This window comes from Bacillus sp. XT-2 (genome assembly GCF_025696525.1).
Taxonomy (GTDB): Bacteria; Bacillota; Bacilli; order Bacillales; family Bacillaceae; genus Bacillus; species Bacillus halotolerans.
Genome location: NZ_JAHVOC010000001.1, coordinates 108,911 through 125,828 on the forward strand (window position 1 = coordinate 108,911; position 16,918 = coordinate 125,828).

The window sequence follows — 16,918 nt, forward strand, 5'->3', positions numbered from 1 at the left end:
AAGAGCCGCTGCATGGGCAGCGGCTCCTATTTTACGCTTGTCCGGTGTTAAGACGCGATTGTATCGATGACATCTACAATTCTCCCCGTTTTCGCATCCACCATCACTTCATATTGCTCTAGTTCTCCGAAAGCTGACCGTGTAACACCGGTCTTGTACACCTGCACGGTTTCTCCATTCACATTGTAGGGCTCCGGCTGGGTGTAGATCCATGATCCATCAATCGGCCCCCGCTGTTTAAAAGCGGATTTTACGATACGAAGCGCTCTTTCTGAAGAAATATAAGGCTTCATCACATATTGCTTCACAACAACAGCCGTACAAATTCCAAGTCCTGCTCCTAAAAGAAGATGACGCAATTTCAAAATAAAGCACCTCCTGATTGATCATACTTCCATTATACAGAAACCGCCAAATCCTGTTAAGCGATACGCGGCTCATTGAGCAGATTCAATCAGAGTGCTTGGAAAACAGAATTTTTTCTAATAAAATAAAAGAACTACATAGAAATGAGGGGAAAACATGAATCAAGAAACGAAAGCGCTTTTCCAAACACTGACGCAGCTTCCCGGAGCGCCGGGCAATGAGCATCAGGTCCGTGCGTTTATGAAGCAGGAGCTTGCCAAATATGCCGATGATATCGTTCAGGACAGACTGGGAAGTGTTTTCGGAGTCAGAAAAGGCGGAGAGGACGCGCCGAAAATCATGGTGGCTGGACATATGGATGAAGTCGGATTTATGGTGACATCCATTACAGATAACGGATTACTGAGGTTCCAAACGCTCGGCGGCTGGTGGAGTCAGGTGCTGCTGGCACAAAGAGTGGAAATTCAAACAGATAACGGCCCGGTTCCGGGAGTTATTTCAAGCATACCGCCGCATCTGTTAACAGATGCTCAGCGAAACCGTCCGATGGATATCAAAAACATGATGATTGATATCGGAGCGGATGATAAGGAAGACGCTATCAAAATCGGTATTAAACCGGGCCAGCAAATTGTCCCTGTATGCCCGTTTACCATTATGGCGAATGAAAAGAAAATATTATCAAAAGCGTGGGATAACCGGTACGGCTGCGGATTGAGCATTGAATTGCTGAAGGAATTGCAAGGTAAAGAACTGCCGAATACGCTTTACGCTGGCGCAACCGTTCAGGAAGAAGTCGGCTTAAGAGGCGCACAGACAGCGTCTCATATGATCAAACCGGATTTGTTCTTCGCGCTTGACGCCAGTCCGGCAAACGACATGAGCGGCGATAAACAGCAGTTTGGGCAGCTTGGAAAGGGCTTTTTGCTCCGCATTCTTGACAGAACAACAGTCATGCACCGCGGAATGAGAGAATTTGTTCTGGATATGGCTGAAACACATCAGATTCCATATCAATACTTTGTTTCGGGCGGCGGAACAGATGCAGGCAGAGTGCATATTTCAAACAGCGGCGTTCCGTCAGCAGTTATCGGGATCTGCTCCCGCTACATTCATACAAATGCGTCTATTATCCATATTGATGATTACGCTGCGGCTAAAGAAATGCTGATAAAGCTCGTAACTGCCTGTGACAAGCAGACAGTTGAAGCAATTAAAGAAAATATGTAAAACCTGGAGAAAAAGCTTGTTGAGCAAGGCTGTAAGCCATGTCGACAAGCTTTTTTCTTATTTTGTTTCAAATACATAGGAAAGTGCTTTAATGGCTTGGTTCACCGTTTCAACAGTCATATTCGCTTTGTTTGAAAGCTCTTTTAATGGGTGGTGTAGCGATTCAGGACGAATGATGATCAGGGGTTTGCCTTTTGCGATGGCATAGGAAGCATCCATTGCTGTGTTCCATTGTTTATACTTTTCGCCAAACAAGGCGATTACAAAGTCGGCTTTATTCATCAAGACGGCAGTTCTGAAGTTATTGATATCAGAAGCCTTGTCGTCCTTATAGACTGCGTTTGGCTGAGCGCCCATGATTTCTTCTCCGATATTGTCTGAACGGTCGTGATGCTCCATCGGGCCGACAAACGTAATCGGCAGCTTCAGTGACTTCGTTTTCTCCTTTATTTCCTCCCGCCAATTGCTGTGGATTTCTCCGGCTAAATAGACGATAAACTCCAAACTGGATCCCTCCTTATGTATGACCATTTGTCAATTTTACCCTCATGTAAAAGATGTTAAACGAAACGTGCTTGATAATGCAAATAAAATATGATAATGATAATGGGAAAGCTTATCTTACATATTCATTCGTTGCATATAAGTGGTTTTGCCGCAAGCAGTTTGGTATGATCCAAATGGACGAGTATCGATAAACTAACATGTAAGAACATAAACAACTGGAGGGATATTTGATGAAAAAAATCGAAACAACGCAAGAGCTGGAAAAAGCGGTAAAGGATGATTGGGCAGTATTTATGTTTTCTGCTGACTGGTGCCCGGACTGCCGTTTTGTAGAGCCTTTTCTTCCGGAATTGGAAGCAGACTTTCCTGAATTCACTTACTACTATGTAGACCGCGACAAATTTATTGATACATGCGCGGAGTGGGAGATTTACGGCATTCCAAGCTTTGTTGTGTTTAATGAAGGAAAAGAAGTGAATCGTTTTGTGAGCAAAGACCGCAAAACAAAAGAAGAAATTGAACAGTTTTTAACTGACTCTCTCGCAAAAGCGTAAAGGAGGATATCCGGTTTGAAAATGACCTCAAGGAAGCTGTCAGACATATTGAAACAGCGCCTTCAGCACGAGAATCGCTCCTTTTTATTTGACAGAGAAAAAGACACCCTCCGTGTTGAGGATGAAACAACTAAAAAAGGAATTACGCTCGACCTGCCGCCGATTATTGCAAAATGGGAACTGAAAAAAGACGAAGCCATTGACGAGATCGTTTACTATGTATCAGAAGCCATGACAGCTATGGAAGGGAAGTCGCAGGAAATAACCGGGAAGGAAAGCCGCATTTATCCGGTCATCCGCTCAACCTCTTTTCCGGACAAGTCCAGCGAAGAGATTCCGCTTATTTATGACGATCATACCGCAGAAACAAGAATTTACTATGCGCTTGATCTGGGCAAAACCTATCGTTTAATTGATCAGCGCATGCTGGAGAAAGAAAACTGGACAAGGGAGCGGATCAGAGAAACGGCTGCGTTTAACCTCCGCTCTCTGCCGACGGTTGTCAAAGAGGATACAGTTGCCGGCAATCTCTTTTACTTCTTCAGAGCAAATGACGGTTACGACGCCAGCCGGATTCTGAACGAAGCGATTTTAAATGAGTATAAACAAAATGCTAAAGGTGAGCTCGCGATCTCTGTTCCGCATCAGGACGTTCTGATACTTGCTGACATTCGGAATGAATCAGGGTATGATATTTTAGGACAAATGTCGATGAGCTTCTTTGCAGGCGGCACCGTTCCGATTACGGCGCTTTCTTTCCTGTACAATGAAGGAAAGCTGGAGCCGGTGTTTATCTTGGCAAAAAGCCGTCCGAAAAAGGATTAGAAAGGATTTTTTACTTATGAACGCTTTTTATAATAAAGAAGGTGTGGGAGATACACTTCTGATCTCTCTAAAAGACGTAACGCGCGAGCAAGTAGGCTATGAAAAACACGGCGACGTCGTCAAAATTTTCAATAGCGAAACAAATGAAACGACGGGTTTTAACATCTTTAACGCGTCTTCATACTTAACCATTGATGAAAACGGCCCTGTTGCCCTTTCAGAAACATTCGTTCAAGATGTGAATGAAATGCTAAACAGAAACGGCATTGAAGAAACATTAGTCGTTGATTTATCGCCAAAGTTTGTTGTCGGATATGTTGAATCAAAAGAAAAACATCCAAATGCGGATAAATTAAGCGTATGTAAAGTCAACGTAGGAGATGAAACGCTTCAGATCGTTTGCGGCGCGCCTAATGTTGATCAAGGTCAAAAAGTTGTCGTTGCCAAAGTCGGCGCTGTGATGCCGAGCGGACTCGTCATTAAGGATGCTGAGCTTCGGGGCGTACCGTCGAGCGGAATGATCTGCTCCGCAAAAGAGCTTGCATTGCCTGACGCTCCGGCTGAAAAAGGAATCCTTGTATTAGAAGGAGACCATGAGGCTGGAGACGCATTTCAGTTTTAGACTCCCATAAATACGCCGAAAAAATCGAATCATGTAAAAAAAGCCGCTAAGCCCTTGTTTAGCGGCTTTGTTTTGCTGAAAGCTTAATCTTTTCTGGGCCGACAAGCAGTGGTATACTAAAAATCGTCCCAGAAAACTATAAGGGAGTTAGAGATGAATTATGAGTTGGCTTCATAAATTTTTTGATTTGTTTTTAGGAGAGAGTGAAGAGGACGCTGAACGGGAGACAAAACCTGCTCAAATTCCGAAACAGCCAGAATCGCATCACTCCGAAGGACAATTAAAACGATTGGAAGATCCTAAAATATATTACGAATATCCTAAAGGCAAGTTCCGTTTTCCGGTTGTGCCTGACGGATATCAAAAAAATGATTTGAGAAGGCGCCGCCCGCCATCGGAGGAACCGCAAGCGGAGCCTCGTTCGAGCGCTGCTCAGCACAGAGACCGCACAAATAATGAAAAAGAGCATCATACATATGAAAAATCAGAGCCGGCCAAGAAACCTTTTAAACCGACAAATATACCTTCGCCTGTATATGGATTTAATCAAAAACCATCTGTGAAAAAGGACGTGCCGAAACAATCTGCGGAGAAAAAAGGTGTGCAAAAAAAGCCGGAACCTGTAGAAGAGAAGGTAACGCTGCTTTCAGAAGAAATCGAACGCGAACGCAGCTATCCAATGCCGGACCGGCCGCCGCAGCAACAGAAGAAGGAGCCTCTCTTTTCATATGACCGATTCGAAGAACAGCCTTCTGGCGTCCTTAAAAGTACGAATGAAACAATGGCAAAGCACTCAGCAGAGGAGCTGTCAGACAAAAAAGTAAACGCTGGAGACGAAATGGCTCCAAAAGCTGCTGAGATGCGGTCAGAAGAAACAGAACAAATGAAGCAGCAGGAAGAATCTTTCTTGCGCGAAGAAAAATCTTGGGAAGAGACTGTGACAGGTGCCGGAATGGAAGCAGAAAAGCTGTCAGGTAACGAAGGATATGCCCGCGAAGAAGCTGTTCCGGAAACTGCTGACACCGTCTCAACTCAAGCTGAACAAACGGAAAACCAAGAGCCTGAAAAGGAAGAGCATTTCTTACCCGATGAGCGATATGGGGAAGAGGCTGTGACAGGTGCTGAAACTGAGGCAGAAGAGCCGTCAGCCAACGAAGGAAACGTTCGTGAAAAAGCTGTTCCAGAAACTGCTGACACCTCAGCCCCAGCAGAAGAAATGGAATTCCATGAGCATGAAAAGCCTTTCTTGCATAATGAACGATACGAGGAAGAGACTGTGGCAGATGCCGGGCAAGAAGCAGAGGAACTGTCAGACAGCCATACAGCTGCTCACGAAGAAATTATTCCGGAAGCTGCATCAGCTCAAGTGATAGAGGAAAACAGCCAGCCTGAAGCAACCGCGGCCCAGATAAATGACTATCCAGAACCCGAACATAGCACAGAAGAGGATTCTCCATCCTATTCTGCGGCGGATGAAAGCCGGGAGGAAGAAGGTCCTGCGGGTGAAAGACGCACGGCCCCAGCAGAACAGCAGAACAGAACCGAGAAGTCGAGTAACAATCCTGAACGAAGTCCAGCACTTCAGAAGGGACCGTCTGTTCCTTTTAATGTTATGATGCTGAAAAGCGATGCGCATAAACAGCAAAAAGCAGGGGAGCGCCGCGGAAGCTATGTGTTCCCAAATGTCTCACTGCTTGATGTGCCGCCAGCACAAGTTCAGGACGATACTGCGTGGATAGAAAACCAGCGTCAGCTGCTTGATTTAACTTTGAAAAACTTTAACGTTCGGGCCAATGTGGTTCATGTAACGCAAGGGCCGTCAGTCACAAGATTTGAAGTACACCCTGAACCGGGTGTAAAGGTGAATAAAATCACCAACCTGTCTGATGACATTAAACTCAGCCTGTCCGCCAGAGATATTCGAATAGAGGCGCCGATTCCGGGGAAAAACACGATCGGAATTGAAGTGCCGAACCGCACGAGCAAGGTGGTTGATTTGCGCCAAATGATTCGCAGCTCTGCTTTCAGGACGAGCACGTCACCGCTTACGGCAGCACTTGGATTGGATATTTCGGGGAATCCTGTTGTCATTGATCTGAAGAAAATGCCGCACGGTCTTATTGCCGGAGCTACAGGATCGGGAAAAAGCGTGTGCATCAATACGATTTTAGTGAGTCTGCTTTATAAAGCTGATCCGAGTGAAGTGAAGGTGCTGCTGATTGATCCGAAAATGGTAGAGCTTGCGCCTTACAACAAAATTCCTCATCTCGTCAGCCCTGTCATTACCGACGCCAAAGCGGCTACAGCTGCTTTAAAATGGGTCGTTGAGGAAATGGAGCGCCGCTATGAACTGTTTGCCCATTCCGGTGTTCGCGATATTGACCGTTTCAATCAATTAACCTCTGATCACCAAACGGGCGAAAAATTGCCGTATTTAGTTGTGGTCATTGACGAGCTTGCGGATTTGATGATGGTAGCTCCAAATGATGTAGAAGAAAGCATTGCCCGGATTGCTCAAAAAGCAAGAGCCTGCGGAATCCATTTGCTTGTCGCGACTCAGCGTCCGTCAGTCGATGTCATTACCGGTCTGATTAAAGCGAATATCCCGACGAGAATTGCGTTTTCTGTCTCCAGCCAGGTTGATTCCCGAACAATCATTGACATGGCAGGTGCGGAAAAACTTCTCGGCAAAGGAGACATGCTCTTTTTGGAGAACGGTTCTGGAAAACCGGTCCGTCTCCAAGGCAACTTTGTATCGGACCGAGAAATTGACCGTGTTGTTTCCCATGTCAGAAACCAGCTGCCGCCAGCTTATTTATTCGAACAGGAAGAATTGGTCAGACAAGGCTCTGCCTTAAAGGAAGAGGATGAGCTGTTTTATGAGGCGTGCGAATTTGTTGTTGAGCAAAACAGTGCAAGCACGTCAAGCCTGCAAAGAAGATTCAGAATCGGATATAATCGGGCTGCAAGGCTGATTGATATGATGGAAGCGGAAGGTATGATCTCTGAGGCGAAAGGAAGCAAGCCTCGAGAGGTGCTGATCACTGCAAGTGATTTAATAAACGAATAATATAGGTTCATTTTCACAGCAAACATGGTATGATAATGGATAGAGCATTTAACAGCTATGCCGCTTTACAGCAAATGGGCATAGAAATCGTGATATTTAGGTTTAATCGGAAAGAAATAACCGGATACTGAACATAACAAAAAATATAAGGATACGCCGTCAGGCGGCTTTTCAGCCGCCGCGGTCGCAAATTGAAATGAACGTCATATACTGGGGAACAGATAGACGTTTGTTGGAGGTACAATTATGACTGTTTATCATTTTGTTGGAATAAAAGGGACGGGTATGAGTCCGCTTGCCCAAATACTTCATGATAATGGATATACTGTCCAAGGATCGGATATCGAAAAATTCATTTTTACACAAACGGCGCTTGAAAAAAGAAACATCACTGTTCTTCCTTTTAGCGCGGATAACATCAAACCCGGCATGACAGTTATCGCTGGAAACGCATTCCCAGACACGCACCCTGAGATTGAAAAAGCGATGTCTGACGGAATTCCGGTGATTCGTTATCATAAGTTTTTAGGTGACTACATGAAAAAATTCACCAGTGTCGCGGTTACTGGTGCGCACGGTAAAACGTCGACTACGGGGCTGCTGGCTCACGTTATCCAAAACGCAAAACCGACGTCTTTCTTAATCGGGGACGGAACAGGCCAAGGAAATGAAAACAGCGAATACTTCGTATTTGAAGCGTGCGAATACCGCCGCCATTTCTTAAGCTATCAGCCTGACTACGCGATTATGACGAATATTGATTTTGATCACCCTGATTACTTCTCAAATATTGACGATGTGTTTGACGCTTTTCAGGAAATGGCTCTTCAAGTTAACAAAGGCATTATTGCCTGCGGTGATGATGAGTATCTGCCGAAAATCCATGCGAATGTGCCTGTCGTTTATTACGGCACAGGAGAAGAAAATGATTTTCAAGCGAGAAACATTGTAAAAAGCACAGAAGGGACAACTTTCGATGTCTTTGTCCGCAATACATTCTATGACACATTTTATATTCCTGCGTATGGCCATCATAATGTATTGAACTCATTGGCGGTCATCGCGTTGTGCCATTATGAAGAAATTGACGCCAGCGTTATTAAACATGGCCTTAAATCATTTGGCGGCGTCAAACGCAGATTCAATGAGAAACAGCTCGGAAACCAAGTGTTAATTGATGATTACGCTCATCATCCGACAGAAATAAAAGTGACGATTGAGGCGGCAAGACAGAAATATCCTGATCGTGAAATCGTTGCGGTATTCCAGCCTCATACATTTACGCGGACACAGCAATTCCTTGATGAATTTGCTGAAAGCCTGAGCGGGGCAGACTGTGTGTATTTATGCGACATCTTCGGGTCAGCCCGGGAAAACGCAGGAAAGCTGACGATCGGCGACCTGCAGGGAAAAATTAATAATGCCAAGCTGATTGCAGAAGATGATACATCTGTTTTAAAAGCTCATGATAAAGCCGTTCTCATCTTTATGGGAGCAGGAGATATCCAAAAATATATGAGAGCCTACGAAAACGTCATGGCATAATAAAAAGCAGTGATTTCACTGCTTTTTATTTATCTGAAGAGAAATCCTCTTAAAGGATTTTTCAAATGTAATGGAGAATAATATGTATACAGCCCAACAGATATGTTTATGATTTTACAAATCGGGTAAACAGCAGTATATCCTGCAGCAAGGAGGTTTAAGATGATTATCATTCTTTATTTAAGCGTTGCACTAATCGCAGTAGCATTTCTCGTCTTAGTGATCTATTTGTCTAAAACACTAAAGTCACTGCAGCTGACATTAAAACATGTTGCATCCACGCTCGAAGGGCTGGAGGGACAAATGAAAGGCATTACCACTGAAACTGCCGAGCTTTTACATAAGACCAACCGCTTGGCTGAAGATATTCAGGAAAAATCAGAAAAGCTGAACACGGTCGTTCATGCTGTTCAAGGGGTGGGAACCTCTGTGCAGCAGTTCAATACATCAATGAAGCAGGCGGCAGGGTCTGTATCGGCATCAGTGAGAGAAAACCAAGATAAAATCAATCAGGTTGTCACCTGGAGCCAAGCAGCAATGGAAATTTGGGAGAAGTGGAAGCGAAAGAAATCAGCTCTTTAAGAGAGAAAAACACTTTGAGGAGGAATAATGATGAGCAAAGATGGAATTAATAGTAAAGATTTTTTAATCGGTACTTTAATCGGAGGAATCATCGGAGCCACCACTGCGCTTTTCCTAGCACCTAAATCTGGGAAAGAACTACGCGACGATCTCGGAAATCAAGCTGTTGCTCTGCGGGATAAAACAGATAAAATGACGGCAGATGCAAAAGAAAAAGGCACACAATATGTCAGCATTGCAAAAGACAAAACATCTAACATCACACAGCTTGTCGCCGATCAGTCAGGACAGATCATGAACAAGGTCAAAGATTTAAGAGACCGTTCAAAATCTGCAAATACTGAGTCATCATCTGCTATGCAAGATATGAAAAATGAAGCAATGCAGGCGGCTGACGAAGCAAAAGATCAAGTCCTCCAAACGAAAGAAGACGTAAAAGACGAGCTGAAAGATGCACAAAAACAGGCCGAGCACATCAACCGCTGAGCCCGGAAGGAGCAGACTTGACTAATGGCAAAACAGCTAATTCAATCTGAGGAAGAGTTTAAGCGTATTGCAGAAAAGGAAGACACTTTCTTGTTTTTTAAGCACAGCTTAACATGCCCGATCAGCCAAGCCGCATTTCAAGAATTTAATGCCTTTGCAAATCAGCATGAAGAAGTGCCGGCTTACTATCTGCAAGTGCAAGAGGCACGGCCCCTGTCAAATTTCATCGCAGAAACATACGGAGTCAAGCACGAAAGCCCTCAAGTTTTCGTGATCCAAAACGGTGAAGTAAAGTGGCATACCTCACATTCACAAATTACAGAAGCGGCGATTGAGCAGCATCTGTCCTAGAAAAAAGCGTCCAGATATGATCTGGCGCTTTTTTTTTGAAAAAAACTATTGATCATTTTCTTCACATCATGTACGATAGCATCATACATTACTTTATCACTTAAAAGCGTTTGGGTAATAAAGTAGACTTTTTTTAAAATTTTGTATTTCAGTATTTCCATTTGGTTTTACTTATAGTAAGATGCATGTTAACTACAAAATAAAAAATGAATGTGCAGGGAAAGGATGAAAAAAATGAGCAACACAGAATTAGAGCTTCTAAGGCAGCAGGCAGACGAATTAAACTTGCAAATTTTAAAATTAATCAACCAGCGCGGAAATGTTGTGAAAGAGATCGGTAAAGCGAAAGAAGCGCAAGGTGTCAATCGCTTTGATCCTGTCAGAGAACGCACAATGTTAAATAAAATCATTGAAAACAATGACGGACCATTCGAAAATTCTACTATCCAGCACATTTTTAAAGAAATCTTTAAAGCAGGTTTAGAGCTTCAGGAGGAAGATCACAGCAAAGCGCTTCTTGTTTCCCGTAAGAAAAAACCTGAAGATACAATCGTTGATATCAAAGGTGAAAAAGTCGGAGACGGCCAGCAAAGATTTATCGTCGGACCATGTGCGGTTGAGAGCTATGAGCAGGTGGCGGAAGTGGCTGCGGCTGCTAAAAAACAAGGGATTAAAATTCTTCGCGGAGGAGCCTTTAAGCCTCGTACGAGCCCATACGATTTCCAAGGCCTCGGTGTAGAAGGACTCCAAATCTTAAAACGTGTAGCGGATGAATTTGATCTGGCTGTTATCAGCGAAATCGTAACTCCGGCTCATATTGAAGAAGCGCTTGACTACATTGATGTAATTCAGATCGGTGCGCGTAATATGCAGAACTTTGAATTGCTGAAAGCTGCAGGTTCCGTGAAAAAGCCTGTCCTTCTGAAACGCGGACTTGCTGCAACGATCTCGGAATTCATCAATGCAGCTGAATACATTATGGCACAAGGCAATGATCAAATTATCCTTTGTGAGCGCGGTATCAGAACATACGAAACAGCAACGAGAAACACGCTCGATATCTCAGCTGTGCCAATTCTGAAACAGGAAACGCATTTGCCGGTCTTTGTTGATGTGACGCATTCAACAGGCCGCCGCGACCTCCTTCTTCCGACAGCTAAAGCCGCTTTGGCGATCGGTGCTGACGGCGTAATGGCAGAGGTTCATCCTGATCCATCAGTCGCACTTTCTGACTCTGCTCAGCAAATGGCGATCCCTGAATTCGAAAAATGGCTGAATGAACTGAAACCAATGGTGAAAGTCAACGCCTAATGGAATGAGATCAATACAAAAGGCCGCATATGCGGCCTTTTTTTGCGCTTTCTCGTTTATTTAATTATAAAACTCAAGTATACGTTTTCATCATCTATAAAAACGTGTATAATTTCATGAGAAGTATTTAAATTTGATGAATAATGAAAAATAATGTAGACTACTGACTTACGCTTACAAATCATAAACGACATAAATTCGGACATTATGACATTTCTCTACATAAAGTGTTTATGCTATAGATAAGGATAAGTGTATCCAGTAAAAGGAGTGGTTTTAGGATGAGCAATATTACGATCTACGACGTAGCGAGAGAAGCTAATGTAAGCATGGCAACCGTTTCCCGTGTCGTGAATGGAAACCCGAATGTAAAACCGACAACGAGAAAAAAAGTCTTGGAAGCCATTGACCGTCTCGGCTACCGTCCAAACGCGGTGGCAAGAGGGCTTGCAAGCAAAAAAACAACAACTGTAGGTGTCATCATTCCTGATATCTCAAGCATTTTCTATTCAGAGCTTGCGCGCGGAATTGAAGATATCGCGACAATGTATAAATATAACATCATTTTGAGCAACTCTGACCAAAACTTGGAGAAAGAGCTGCACTTATTAAACACAATGCTCGGCAAACAGGTCGACGGCATCGTATTTATGGGCGGAAACATTACGGACGAGCATGTAGCGGAATTTAAGCGTTCGCCAGTGCCGATCGTGCTTGCCGCTTCTGTTGAAGAGCAAGGTGAAACACCATCAGTCGCAATTGATTACGAGCAGGCGATTTATGACGCGGTGAAGCTTTTGGTTGATAAGGGGCACACTGATATCGCGTTTGTTTCCGGCCCGATGACAGAACCGATCAACCGCTCAAAGAAACTGCAAGGCTACAAACGGGCGCTTGAAGAGGCGAATCTTCCGTTTAATGAACAATTTGTCGCTGAAGGTGATTACACGTATGATTCCGGACTTGAGGCGCTTCAGCATCTCATGAGCCTGGACAAAAAACCGACAGCGATTCTTTCCGCAACTGATGAAATGGCGCTCGGCATTATTCATGCCGCACAGGATCAAGGCCTTTCCATTCCTGAGGATCTCGACATTATCGGCTTTGATAATACGAGATTAAGCTTGATGGTTCGGCCGCAGCTTTCAACAGTAGTTCAGCCGACGTATGATATTGGCGCGGTTGCCATGAGACTGCTGACAAAGCTCATGAATAAAGAGCCGGTGGAAGAGCATATTGTCGAATTGCCGCATCGTATAGAGTTAAGACAGTCAACCAAGTCATAAGAAAAACAAGAAAGCAAGCTTCACCTCTAGGGTGGATTCTTGCTTTTTTCGTATGAGTGAGGAGAAATGATGAAACGTTTTGATTATCTTACACCTGTTGGTTTTGTGTTAGGAACAATTATTATTGTGATTGGAATTATTTCCGGATCGGGAGTAAGCGGTTTCCGCTCTTTTCTAGATCTGACTTCTTTCTTTATCGTAACAGGAGGGCTTTGCGCCGCTGTTTTTATCAGTTTTCCGCCGAGAGAGCTGAAAAAAACGCCCACTGTGTTAAAGCAGGCATTTATCCGCCAGGAAGACAATGTAAAAGATCTTGTGAAAACCTTCGTTTCCCTTTCCGATCATGCGCGCAAACATGGGCTTTTATCACTTGATGACCAGGCCAGAGAAATCAGAGATCCATTCTTGAAAAAGGGGCTGCTTCTGGCGGTTGACGGCTGGGATGAAGAAACGATTCGGCTTGTCATGGATTCAGAAATTGCAGCAATGGAGGAACGGCACCGCAAAGGCCGGCGTGTTTTGGAGAAGGCGGGGGAATTCGCTCCGGCGTGGGGCATGATCGGGACACTGGTCGGGCTGGTGCTGATGCTCAAAAACTTAAATGACCCTGATATGCTCGGTCCGAATATGGCTGTTGCACTTTTGACGACCTTATACGGATCATTGCTGGCAAACATGGTATTTAACCCGATTGCGGCTAAGCTCGAAGAAAAAACAGAAAGTGAAATCTTCATCAAACAGGTGATGGTGGAAGGTATCATCGGGATACAATCCGGAAAAAATCCGCGCAATCTGGAAAGCCAGCTCGTCGTTTTCAGTTCTCGGGAAGAATGGCGGAAGCAGCATAATCAAGTAAAGACAAAAAAGGGATCTGTACATGAAGCTTAGAAGAGACCGCTTTGAACGAAGGAATGGAAACGGGAAAAACAATCAATCATCCTCGGGCTGGATGGTCACCTTTACAGATCTGGTTACGCTGATCCTTGTGTTCTTTATTTTACTTTTTTCGATGTCGCAGATTGATCTGCAGAAATTTAAAGCAGCGGTGAACTCGATTCAAAAGGAAGGCAGCGGGCTTCAGCCAGACCAGACAGCCATCGATCAAAAAGACACGCCGTCAGCCGATGCAAAGAAGCAAGAGAATCAGCAGGATCAACTGCTGCAAAAAGTGAATACATACATTCAAGAGCACCAGCTGAAGGCGAAAATGACAGCAAAGCGGGATGAACGCGGTGTCGTGCTCGTTCTTCAGGAAGCGGTGCTGTTTGATTCAGGCGAGGCTAAAGTGTTGGAAAATGCCGAAACGCTTCTTCACCAAATTTCAGTTCTTCTTCAGACTATTCCAAATGATATTCAGGTGGAGGGCCATACAGACAGCCGAAATATTTCAACGTACAGGTATCCGTCCAACTGGGAGCTATCCGCAGCACGTGCAAGCGGAGTGATTCAATATTTCACATCAAAAGAGAAACTCCCGTCGAAGCGATTTATCGCTGTTGGCTATGCGGATACAAAGCCTGTAAAGGATAACAAAACAAATGAACACATGAAGGAAAACAGACGTGTAGAAATCGTCATCAAAAAATCAAAAACGACCTCTTCGTGAAGGTCGTTTTTTTATTTTGTTTTTTCCTGACGCTCTGATCGAATCGCGTATAACGCTTTGCTGACGGTTTGGGCATTTTTTTCTGTAATTTCTGGCTTGCGTGGAATCGGCGGATATAAATCGGCGGGATCGCTCCAGCTGGACGGAAGGGTGACTGGGCATTGCTTTTGCCATTTTGCGATCCATTGAGATGGGATGTCATGTCCCGGATCGATCCCTTTCATTTCAAGCCATACTCGGGCCCAGGCACGGGGCACCACACGCCAAATATCATATCCGCCTCCTCCGACGGCGATCCATCTTCCGCCGCAATATTGATGCGCTAAAGCGTGAGCGAGCCGCGGAATCTGTTCGTAAATGGCAATCGTTGCTGACAAATGCGTCAGAGGATCGTAGTAATGGGCATCAGCTCCATTTTGGCTGATAATCACATCCGGCTGAAAATAAGCGGCGATTTCTGAAGCTGCTGTCTGGTAAGCCTCAATAAATGAATCATCCTCCGTAAAAGCATCAAGCGGGATATTAAAGGAATATCCGTAGCCTTTTCCGCTGCCTTTTTCCTGAATCTGACCGGTTCCGGGGAATAAATATCGTCCCGTTTCATGAATGGACAGGGTGCATACGTTGGGATTATCATAAAACGCAAATTGCACACCGTCTCCGTGATGGGCGTCCGTATCAATATACAGCACCTTGGCTTGATATTTTTTCTGAATATACTGAATCGCTACAGCGCTGTCGTTGTATATGCAAAATCCAGAAGCCCTTCCGCGAAACCCGTGGTGCAGGCCTCCCCCAAGGTTGGCAGCATGCAGTGCTTGTCCAGACATGACATAATCCGCAGCTGTTAAGGTTCCGCCGACTAATAGTGAGGCAGCTTCATGCATGCCTGCAAAGACGGGTGTATCTTCAGTGCCGAGCCCGTAGCTTTCCCCTTCTTCGGGTGGAAGTTTTCCGGCGCCGGCAAGCTGTACTGCCTGAATATAATCGTCCGTATGTACAAGAGCCAGCTCATCTTCCGCCGCAAGCCGGGGACTGACGATATCCCCCTCGTCAAAGGCATCCATCGATTTGAGCAAATCATATGTCAGCAGAACACGCTGCTGATTAAAGGGGTGCTCCTGATGAAACATATAAGTCTGATAAGAGGGAGAATAAATAAACACACTGTCCCTCATAGCTGATCCCTGTGCTCTGACGGCCATACGATGAGATGCCCGTTTTTTTGCAATTCCTGCAAAAACGGCAGCGGATTCATCGTCTTGACACGGAATACAAGCACTTTTGCGCCGGAATCGTCATGGGGATAGACAAGAACGCTCAGTATTTTTACCTGAAGTCTTTGGCAGAGGCTGCTGATATCGGCGAGGCTTTTTGTGATGTCATTTACTTTTATCTCAACCTGCGATCCGGGCTGGTCAGCGCCTGTCAGCTTCACAAAAGTCCGCAGCAAATCGGTTTTTGTCAGAATGCCGATTAACTTGTGATGCTGCACGACTGGAAGGCAGCCGATGCCGTGCTCGTAGAAAACTGCTGATATTTCTTCAACAAAATCAAGCGGATGGGCGCACACGACGTCTTTTTTCATAATGGATTCAACGCTTCGTGTGAGAAAACGGCTGCGTTTGCTTTCTTCAAATATGCTGGGGCTGGCCTGTTTCATATCTCTGTCTGTAATCATCCCAATCACATGGCGGTCTTCATTAATAACAGGCAAATGCCTGATATGAAATTCCTTCAGCTTGTGTATTGCCGTTTCAAGCGTATCCGTTTTCGTTAATGTGATGACATCCTTTTTCATGATTTGCTCAACAATCATTATCTTTTCCCCTTTGTCAGTGTCAGTTAATACATATAACGATGATAAAAACGGAGCCTGTCAAATCGTTCAATTGATTCCTGGCTGACGTTTTTTCCGATGCGCGCCATCAGGCAGTTCGCAGGATGGGAGCTGATCTCTGGCTCATCGGTGGCAAACCAGACCAATCCGCCTGCGTTCATCATTTTCTCCATGATCTTTCTGTACTCCCACACATCCTTTTTCATCCCTTTTAAATCCCAATGCCAGTAATATTCTGTCGTCATCACAATGTAGTTCTCCATTTGTTCGTCCATCATGCTGACGGTCAGAAGCGTTTTTCCGACAGAACATCCCCGGTATTCCGGCGCCACCTCAATGGCTCCGAGCTCAAGCAAATCCTCCATATTTCCTTCTGACCATCTTTCGAGCGGGTCAGGGTATAGATACGTTACATAGCCGACAATGGCCTGGCCGTCTCTGGCAATGATAATGCGTCCCTCAGGAAGGCCGGCAATATCGACTAATGCTTCATGCTGTTCCCGGGGCGGCCGAAATGCGGTCAAATCCTTATGAAACTCATAACCTGCCAAGTCTTCTGGAGAGACAGGCCCTTCTATCAGTAAGGAGCCGGTTGCTGTTTTGATGTTTGCAGAGTGATATGTTTTATGATGTTCCACTGATTCACCGTCCCATCAATTTCTATAAAAAATACATGCCTCCTTTAAGAATAACAAATTATAAAGCGTTTTCAACATGGTTTATATTTTAAAAATTGA

The 16,918-nt window shown here is 44.7% G+C and carries 19 protein-coding genes; 14 read left to right on the forward strand and 5 right to left on the reverse strand.

Annotated features, from left to right (window positions below):
* Positions 1-47 precede the first annotated feature (47 nt).
* Positions 48-365, reverse strand: a complete 318-nt coding sequence (locus KXD37_RS00630; RefSeq protein ID WP_010331516.1) for a PepSY domain-containing protein — start codon at positions 363-365, stop codon at positions 48-50.
* Between the two features lie 157 nt (positions 366-522).
* On the opposite strand from KXD37_RS00630, the gene KXD37_RS00635 reads away from it, so the two are divergent.
* Positions 523-1,596, forward strand: coding sequence for a M42 family metallopeptidase (locus tag KXD37_RS00635; RefSeq protein ID WP_024122524.1), 1,074 nt, complete (start codon positions 523-525; stop codon positions 1,594-1,596).
* Positions 1,597-1,653: 57 nt separating this feature from the next.
* Here the strand turns inward: KXD37_RS00635 and KXD37_RS00640 are convergent, their stop codons facing one another.
* Positions 1,654-2,100 carry a YtoQ family protein gene (locus tag KXD37_RS00640; RefSeq protein ID WP_024122523.1) on the reverse strand — a complete coding sequence of 149 codons (447 nt, stop codon included), beginning with the start codon at positions 2,098-2,100 and terminating at the stop codon, positions 1,654-1,656.
* A 77-nt stretch (positions 2,101-2,177) separates the two neighbouring features.
* On the opposite strand from KXD37_RS00640, the gene KXD37_RS00645 reads away from it, so the two are divergent.
* The 13 genes from KXD37_RS00645 (at position 2,178) to motS (ending at position 14,341) form a co-directional block, all read left to right on the forward strand.
* Complete coding sequence (locus KXD37_RS00645) at positions 2,178-2,294, forward strand: hypothetical protein (RefSeq protein ID WP_125825412.1); 117 nt, start codon at positions 2,178-2,180, stop codon at positions 2,292-2,294.
* Positions 2,295-2,333: 39 nt separating this feature from the next.
* The gene (locus tag KXD37_RS00650; RefSeq protein WP_010331513.1) at positions 2,334-2,657 is read left to right on the forward strand and encodes a thioredoxin family protein; all 324 of its coding nucleotides are present in this window, start codon (positions 2,334-2,336) and stop codon (positions 2,655-2,657) included.
* A gap of 15 nt (positions 2,658-2,672) precedes the next feature.
* The gene (locus KXD37_RS00655; RefSeq protein WP_024122522.1) at positions 2,673-3,482 is read left to right on the forward strand and encodes a DUF1444 domain-containing protein; all 810 of its coding nucleotides are present in this window, start codon (positions 2,673-2,675) and stop codon (positions 3,480-3,482) included.
* Between the two features lie 16 nt (positions 3,483-3,498).
* Entirely contained in the window at positions 3,499-4,104 is a 606-nt protein-coding gene (gene ytpR, locus KXD37_RS00660) for a YtpR family tRNA-binding protein (RefSeq protein ID WP_151174445.1), read from the forward strand.
* A 160-nt stretch (positions 4,105-4,264) separates the two neighbouring features.
* Positions 4,265-7,174, forward strand: coding sequence for a DNA translocase FtsK (locus KXD37_RS00665; protein ID WP_263463129.1), 2,910 nt, complete (start codon positions 4,265-4,267; stop codon positions 7,172-7,174).
* 246 nt (positions 7,175-7,420) lie between these two features.
* The gene (gene murC, locus KXD37_RS00670; RefSeq protein ID WP_024122519.1) at positions 7,421-8,719 is read left to right on the forward strand and encodes a UDP-N-acetylmuramate--L-alanine ligase; all 1,299 of its coding nucleotides are present in this window, start codon (positions 7,421-7,423) and stop codon (positions 8,717-8,719) included.
* A gap of 162 nt (positions 8,720-8,881) precedes the next feature.
* On the forward strand, positions 8,882-9,301 hold the full coding sequence (locus tag KXD37_RS00675) for a DUF948 domain-containing protein (RefSeq protein WP_024122518.1): 420 nt from the start codon (positions 8,882-8,884) through the stop codon (positions 9,299-9,301).
* A gap of 30 nt (positions 9,302-9,331) precedes the next feature.
* Entirely contained in the window at positions 9,332-9,787 is a 456-nt protein-coding gene (locus KXD37_RS00680; RefSeq protein ID WP_044153829.1) for a YtxH domain-containing protein, read from the forward strand.
* 24 nt (positions 9,788-9,811) lie between these two features.
* A complete protein-coding gene (ytxJ, locus tag KXD37_RS00685) occupies positions 9,812-10,138 on the forward strand; it encodes a bacillithiol system redox-active protein YtxJ (protein ID WP_105953383.1) in 327 nt (108 codons plus the stop codon).
* 234 nt (positions 10,139-10,372) lie between these two features.
* Positions 10,373-11,449 carry a bifunctional 3-deoxy-7-phosphoheptulonate synthase/chorismate mutase gene (locus tag KXD37_RS00690; protein ID WP_024122514.1) on the forward strand — a complete coding sequence of 359 codons (1,077 nt, stop codon included), beginning with the start codon at positions 10,373-10,375 and terminating at the stop codon, positions 11,447-11,449.
* 281 nt (positions 11,450-11,730) lie between these two features.
* Positions 11,731-12,735 (forward strand): catabolite control protein A, encoded by a 1,005-nt coding sequence (gene ccpA, locus KXD37_RS00695; protein WP_024122513.1) that lies wholly within the window; start codon positions 11,731-11,733, stop codon positions 12,733-12,735.
* A 69-nt stretch (positions 12,736-12,804) separates the two neighbouring features.
* Entirely contained in the window at positions 12,805-13,623 is an 819-nt protein-coding gene (motP, locus tag KXD37_RS00700) for a flagellar motor protein MotP (RefSeq protein ID WP_024122512.1), read from the forward strand.
* Entirely contained in the window at positions 13,613-14,341 is a 729-nt protein-coding gene (gene motS, locus KXD37_RS00705; RefSeq protein ID WP_106020270.1) for a flagellar motor protein MotS, read from the forward strand. Before motP ends, motS begins: the two co-directional genes overlap by 11 nt.
* Before the next feature lie 11 nt (positions 14,342-14,352).
* Here the strand turns inward: motS and KXD37_RS00710 are convergent, their stop codons facing one another.
* From KXD37_RS00710 to acuA, 3 genes are read right to left on the reverse strand one after another with little or no spacing between them, the layout of a single operon-like run.
* On the reverse strand, positions 14,353-15,519 hold the full coding sequence (locus KXD37_RS00710; RefSeq protein WP_106020269.1) for an acetoin utilization protein AcuC: 1,167 nt from the start codon (positions 15,517-15,519) through the stop codon (positions 14,353-14,355).
* On the reverse strand, positions 15,516-16,160 hold the full coding sequence (locus KXD37_RS00715; protein ID WP_024122509.1) for an acetoin utilization AcuB family protein: 645 nt from the start codon (positions 16,158-16,160) through the stop codon (positions 15,516-15,518). The genes KXD37_RS00710 and KXD37_RS00715 overlap by 4 nt, the downstream gene beginning before the upstream one ends.
* Positions 16,161-16,186: 26 nt before the next feature.
* A complete protein-coding gene (acuA, locus tag KXD37_RS00720; protein WP_069487059.1) occupies positions 16,187-16,819 on the reverse strand; it encodes an acetoin utilization protein acetyltransferase AcuA in 633 nt (210 codons plus the stop codon).
* Positions 16,820-16,918 lie beyond the last annotated feature (99 nt).

Excerpts from the sequence above, each read along its gene's own strand:
- murC (WP_024122519.1), top strand. The coding sequence starts at position 7,421 with ATGACTGTTTATCATTTTGTTGGAATAAAAGGGACGGGTATGAGTCCG.
- KXD37_RS00710 (WP_106020269.1), bottom strand. The coding sequence starts at position 15,519 with ATGAGGGACAGTGTGTTTATTTATTCTCCCTCTTATCAGACTTATATG.
- motS (WP_106020270.1), top strand. The coding sequence starts at position 13,613 with ATGAAGCTTAGAAGAGACCGCTTTGAACGAAGGAATGGAAACGGGAAA.
- KXD37_RS00650 (WP_010331513.1), top strand. The coding sequence starts at position 2,334 with ATGAAAAAAATCGAAACAACGCAAGAGCTGGAAAAAGCGGTAAAGGAT.
- KXD37_RS00715 (WP_024122509.1), bottom strand. The coding sequence starts at position 16,160 with ATGATTGTTGAGCAAATCATGAAAAAGGATGTCATCACATTAACGAAA.
- KXD37_RS00690 (WP_024122514.1), top strand. The coding sequence starts at position 10,373 with ATGAGCAACACAGAATTAGAGCTTCTAAGGCAGCAGGCAGACGAATTA.
- ytpR (WP_151174445.1), top strand. The coding sequence starts at position 3,499 with ATGAACGCTTTTTATAATAAAGAAGGTGTGGGAGATACACTTCTGATC.
- KXD37_RS00635 (WP_024122524.1), top strand. The coding sequence starts at position 523 with ATGAATCAAGAAACGAAAGCGCTTTTCCAAACACTGACGCAGCTTCCC.
- KXD37_RS00675 (WP_024122518.1), top strand. The coding sequence starts at position 8,882 with ATGATTATCATTCTTTATTTAAGCGTTGCACTAATCGCAGTAGCATTT.
- motP (WP_024122512.1), top strand. The coding sequence starts at position 12,805 with ATGAAACGTTTTGATTATCTTACACCTGTTGGTTTTGTGTTAGGAACA.
- KXD37_RS00680 (WP_044153829.1), top strand. The coding sequence starts at position 9,332 with ATGAGCAAAGATGGAATTAATAGTAAAGATTTTTTAATCGGTACTTTA.
- KXD37_RS00645 (WP_125825412.1), top strand. The coding sequence starts at position 2,178 with ATGCAAATAAAATATGATAATGATAATGGGAAAGCTTATCTTACATAT.
- ytxJ (WP_105953383.1), top strand. The coding sequence starts at position 9,812 with ATGGCAAAACAGCTAATTCAATCTGAGGAAGAGTTTAAGCGTATTGCA.
- KXD37_RS00665 (WP_263463129.1), top strand. The coding sequence starts at position 4,265 with ATGAGTTGGCTTCATAAATTTTTTGATTTGTTTTTAGGAGAGAGTGAA.
- ccpA (WP_024122513.1), top strand. The coding sequence starts at position 11,731 with ATGAGCAATATTACGATCTACGACGTAGCGAGAGAAGCTAATGTAAGC.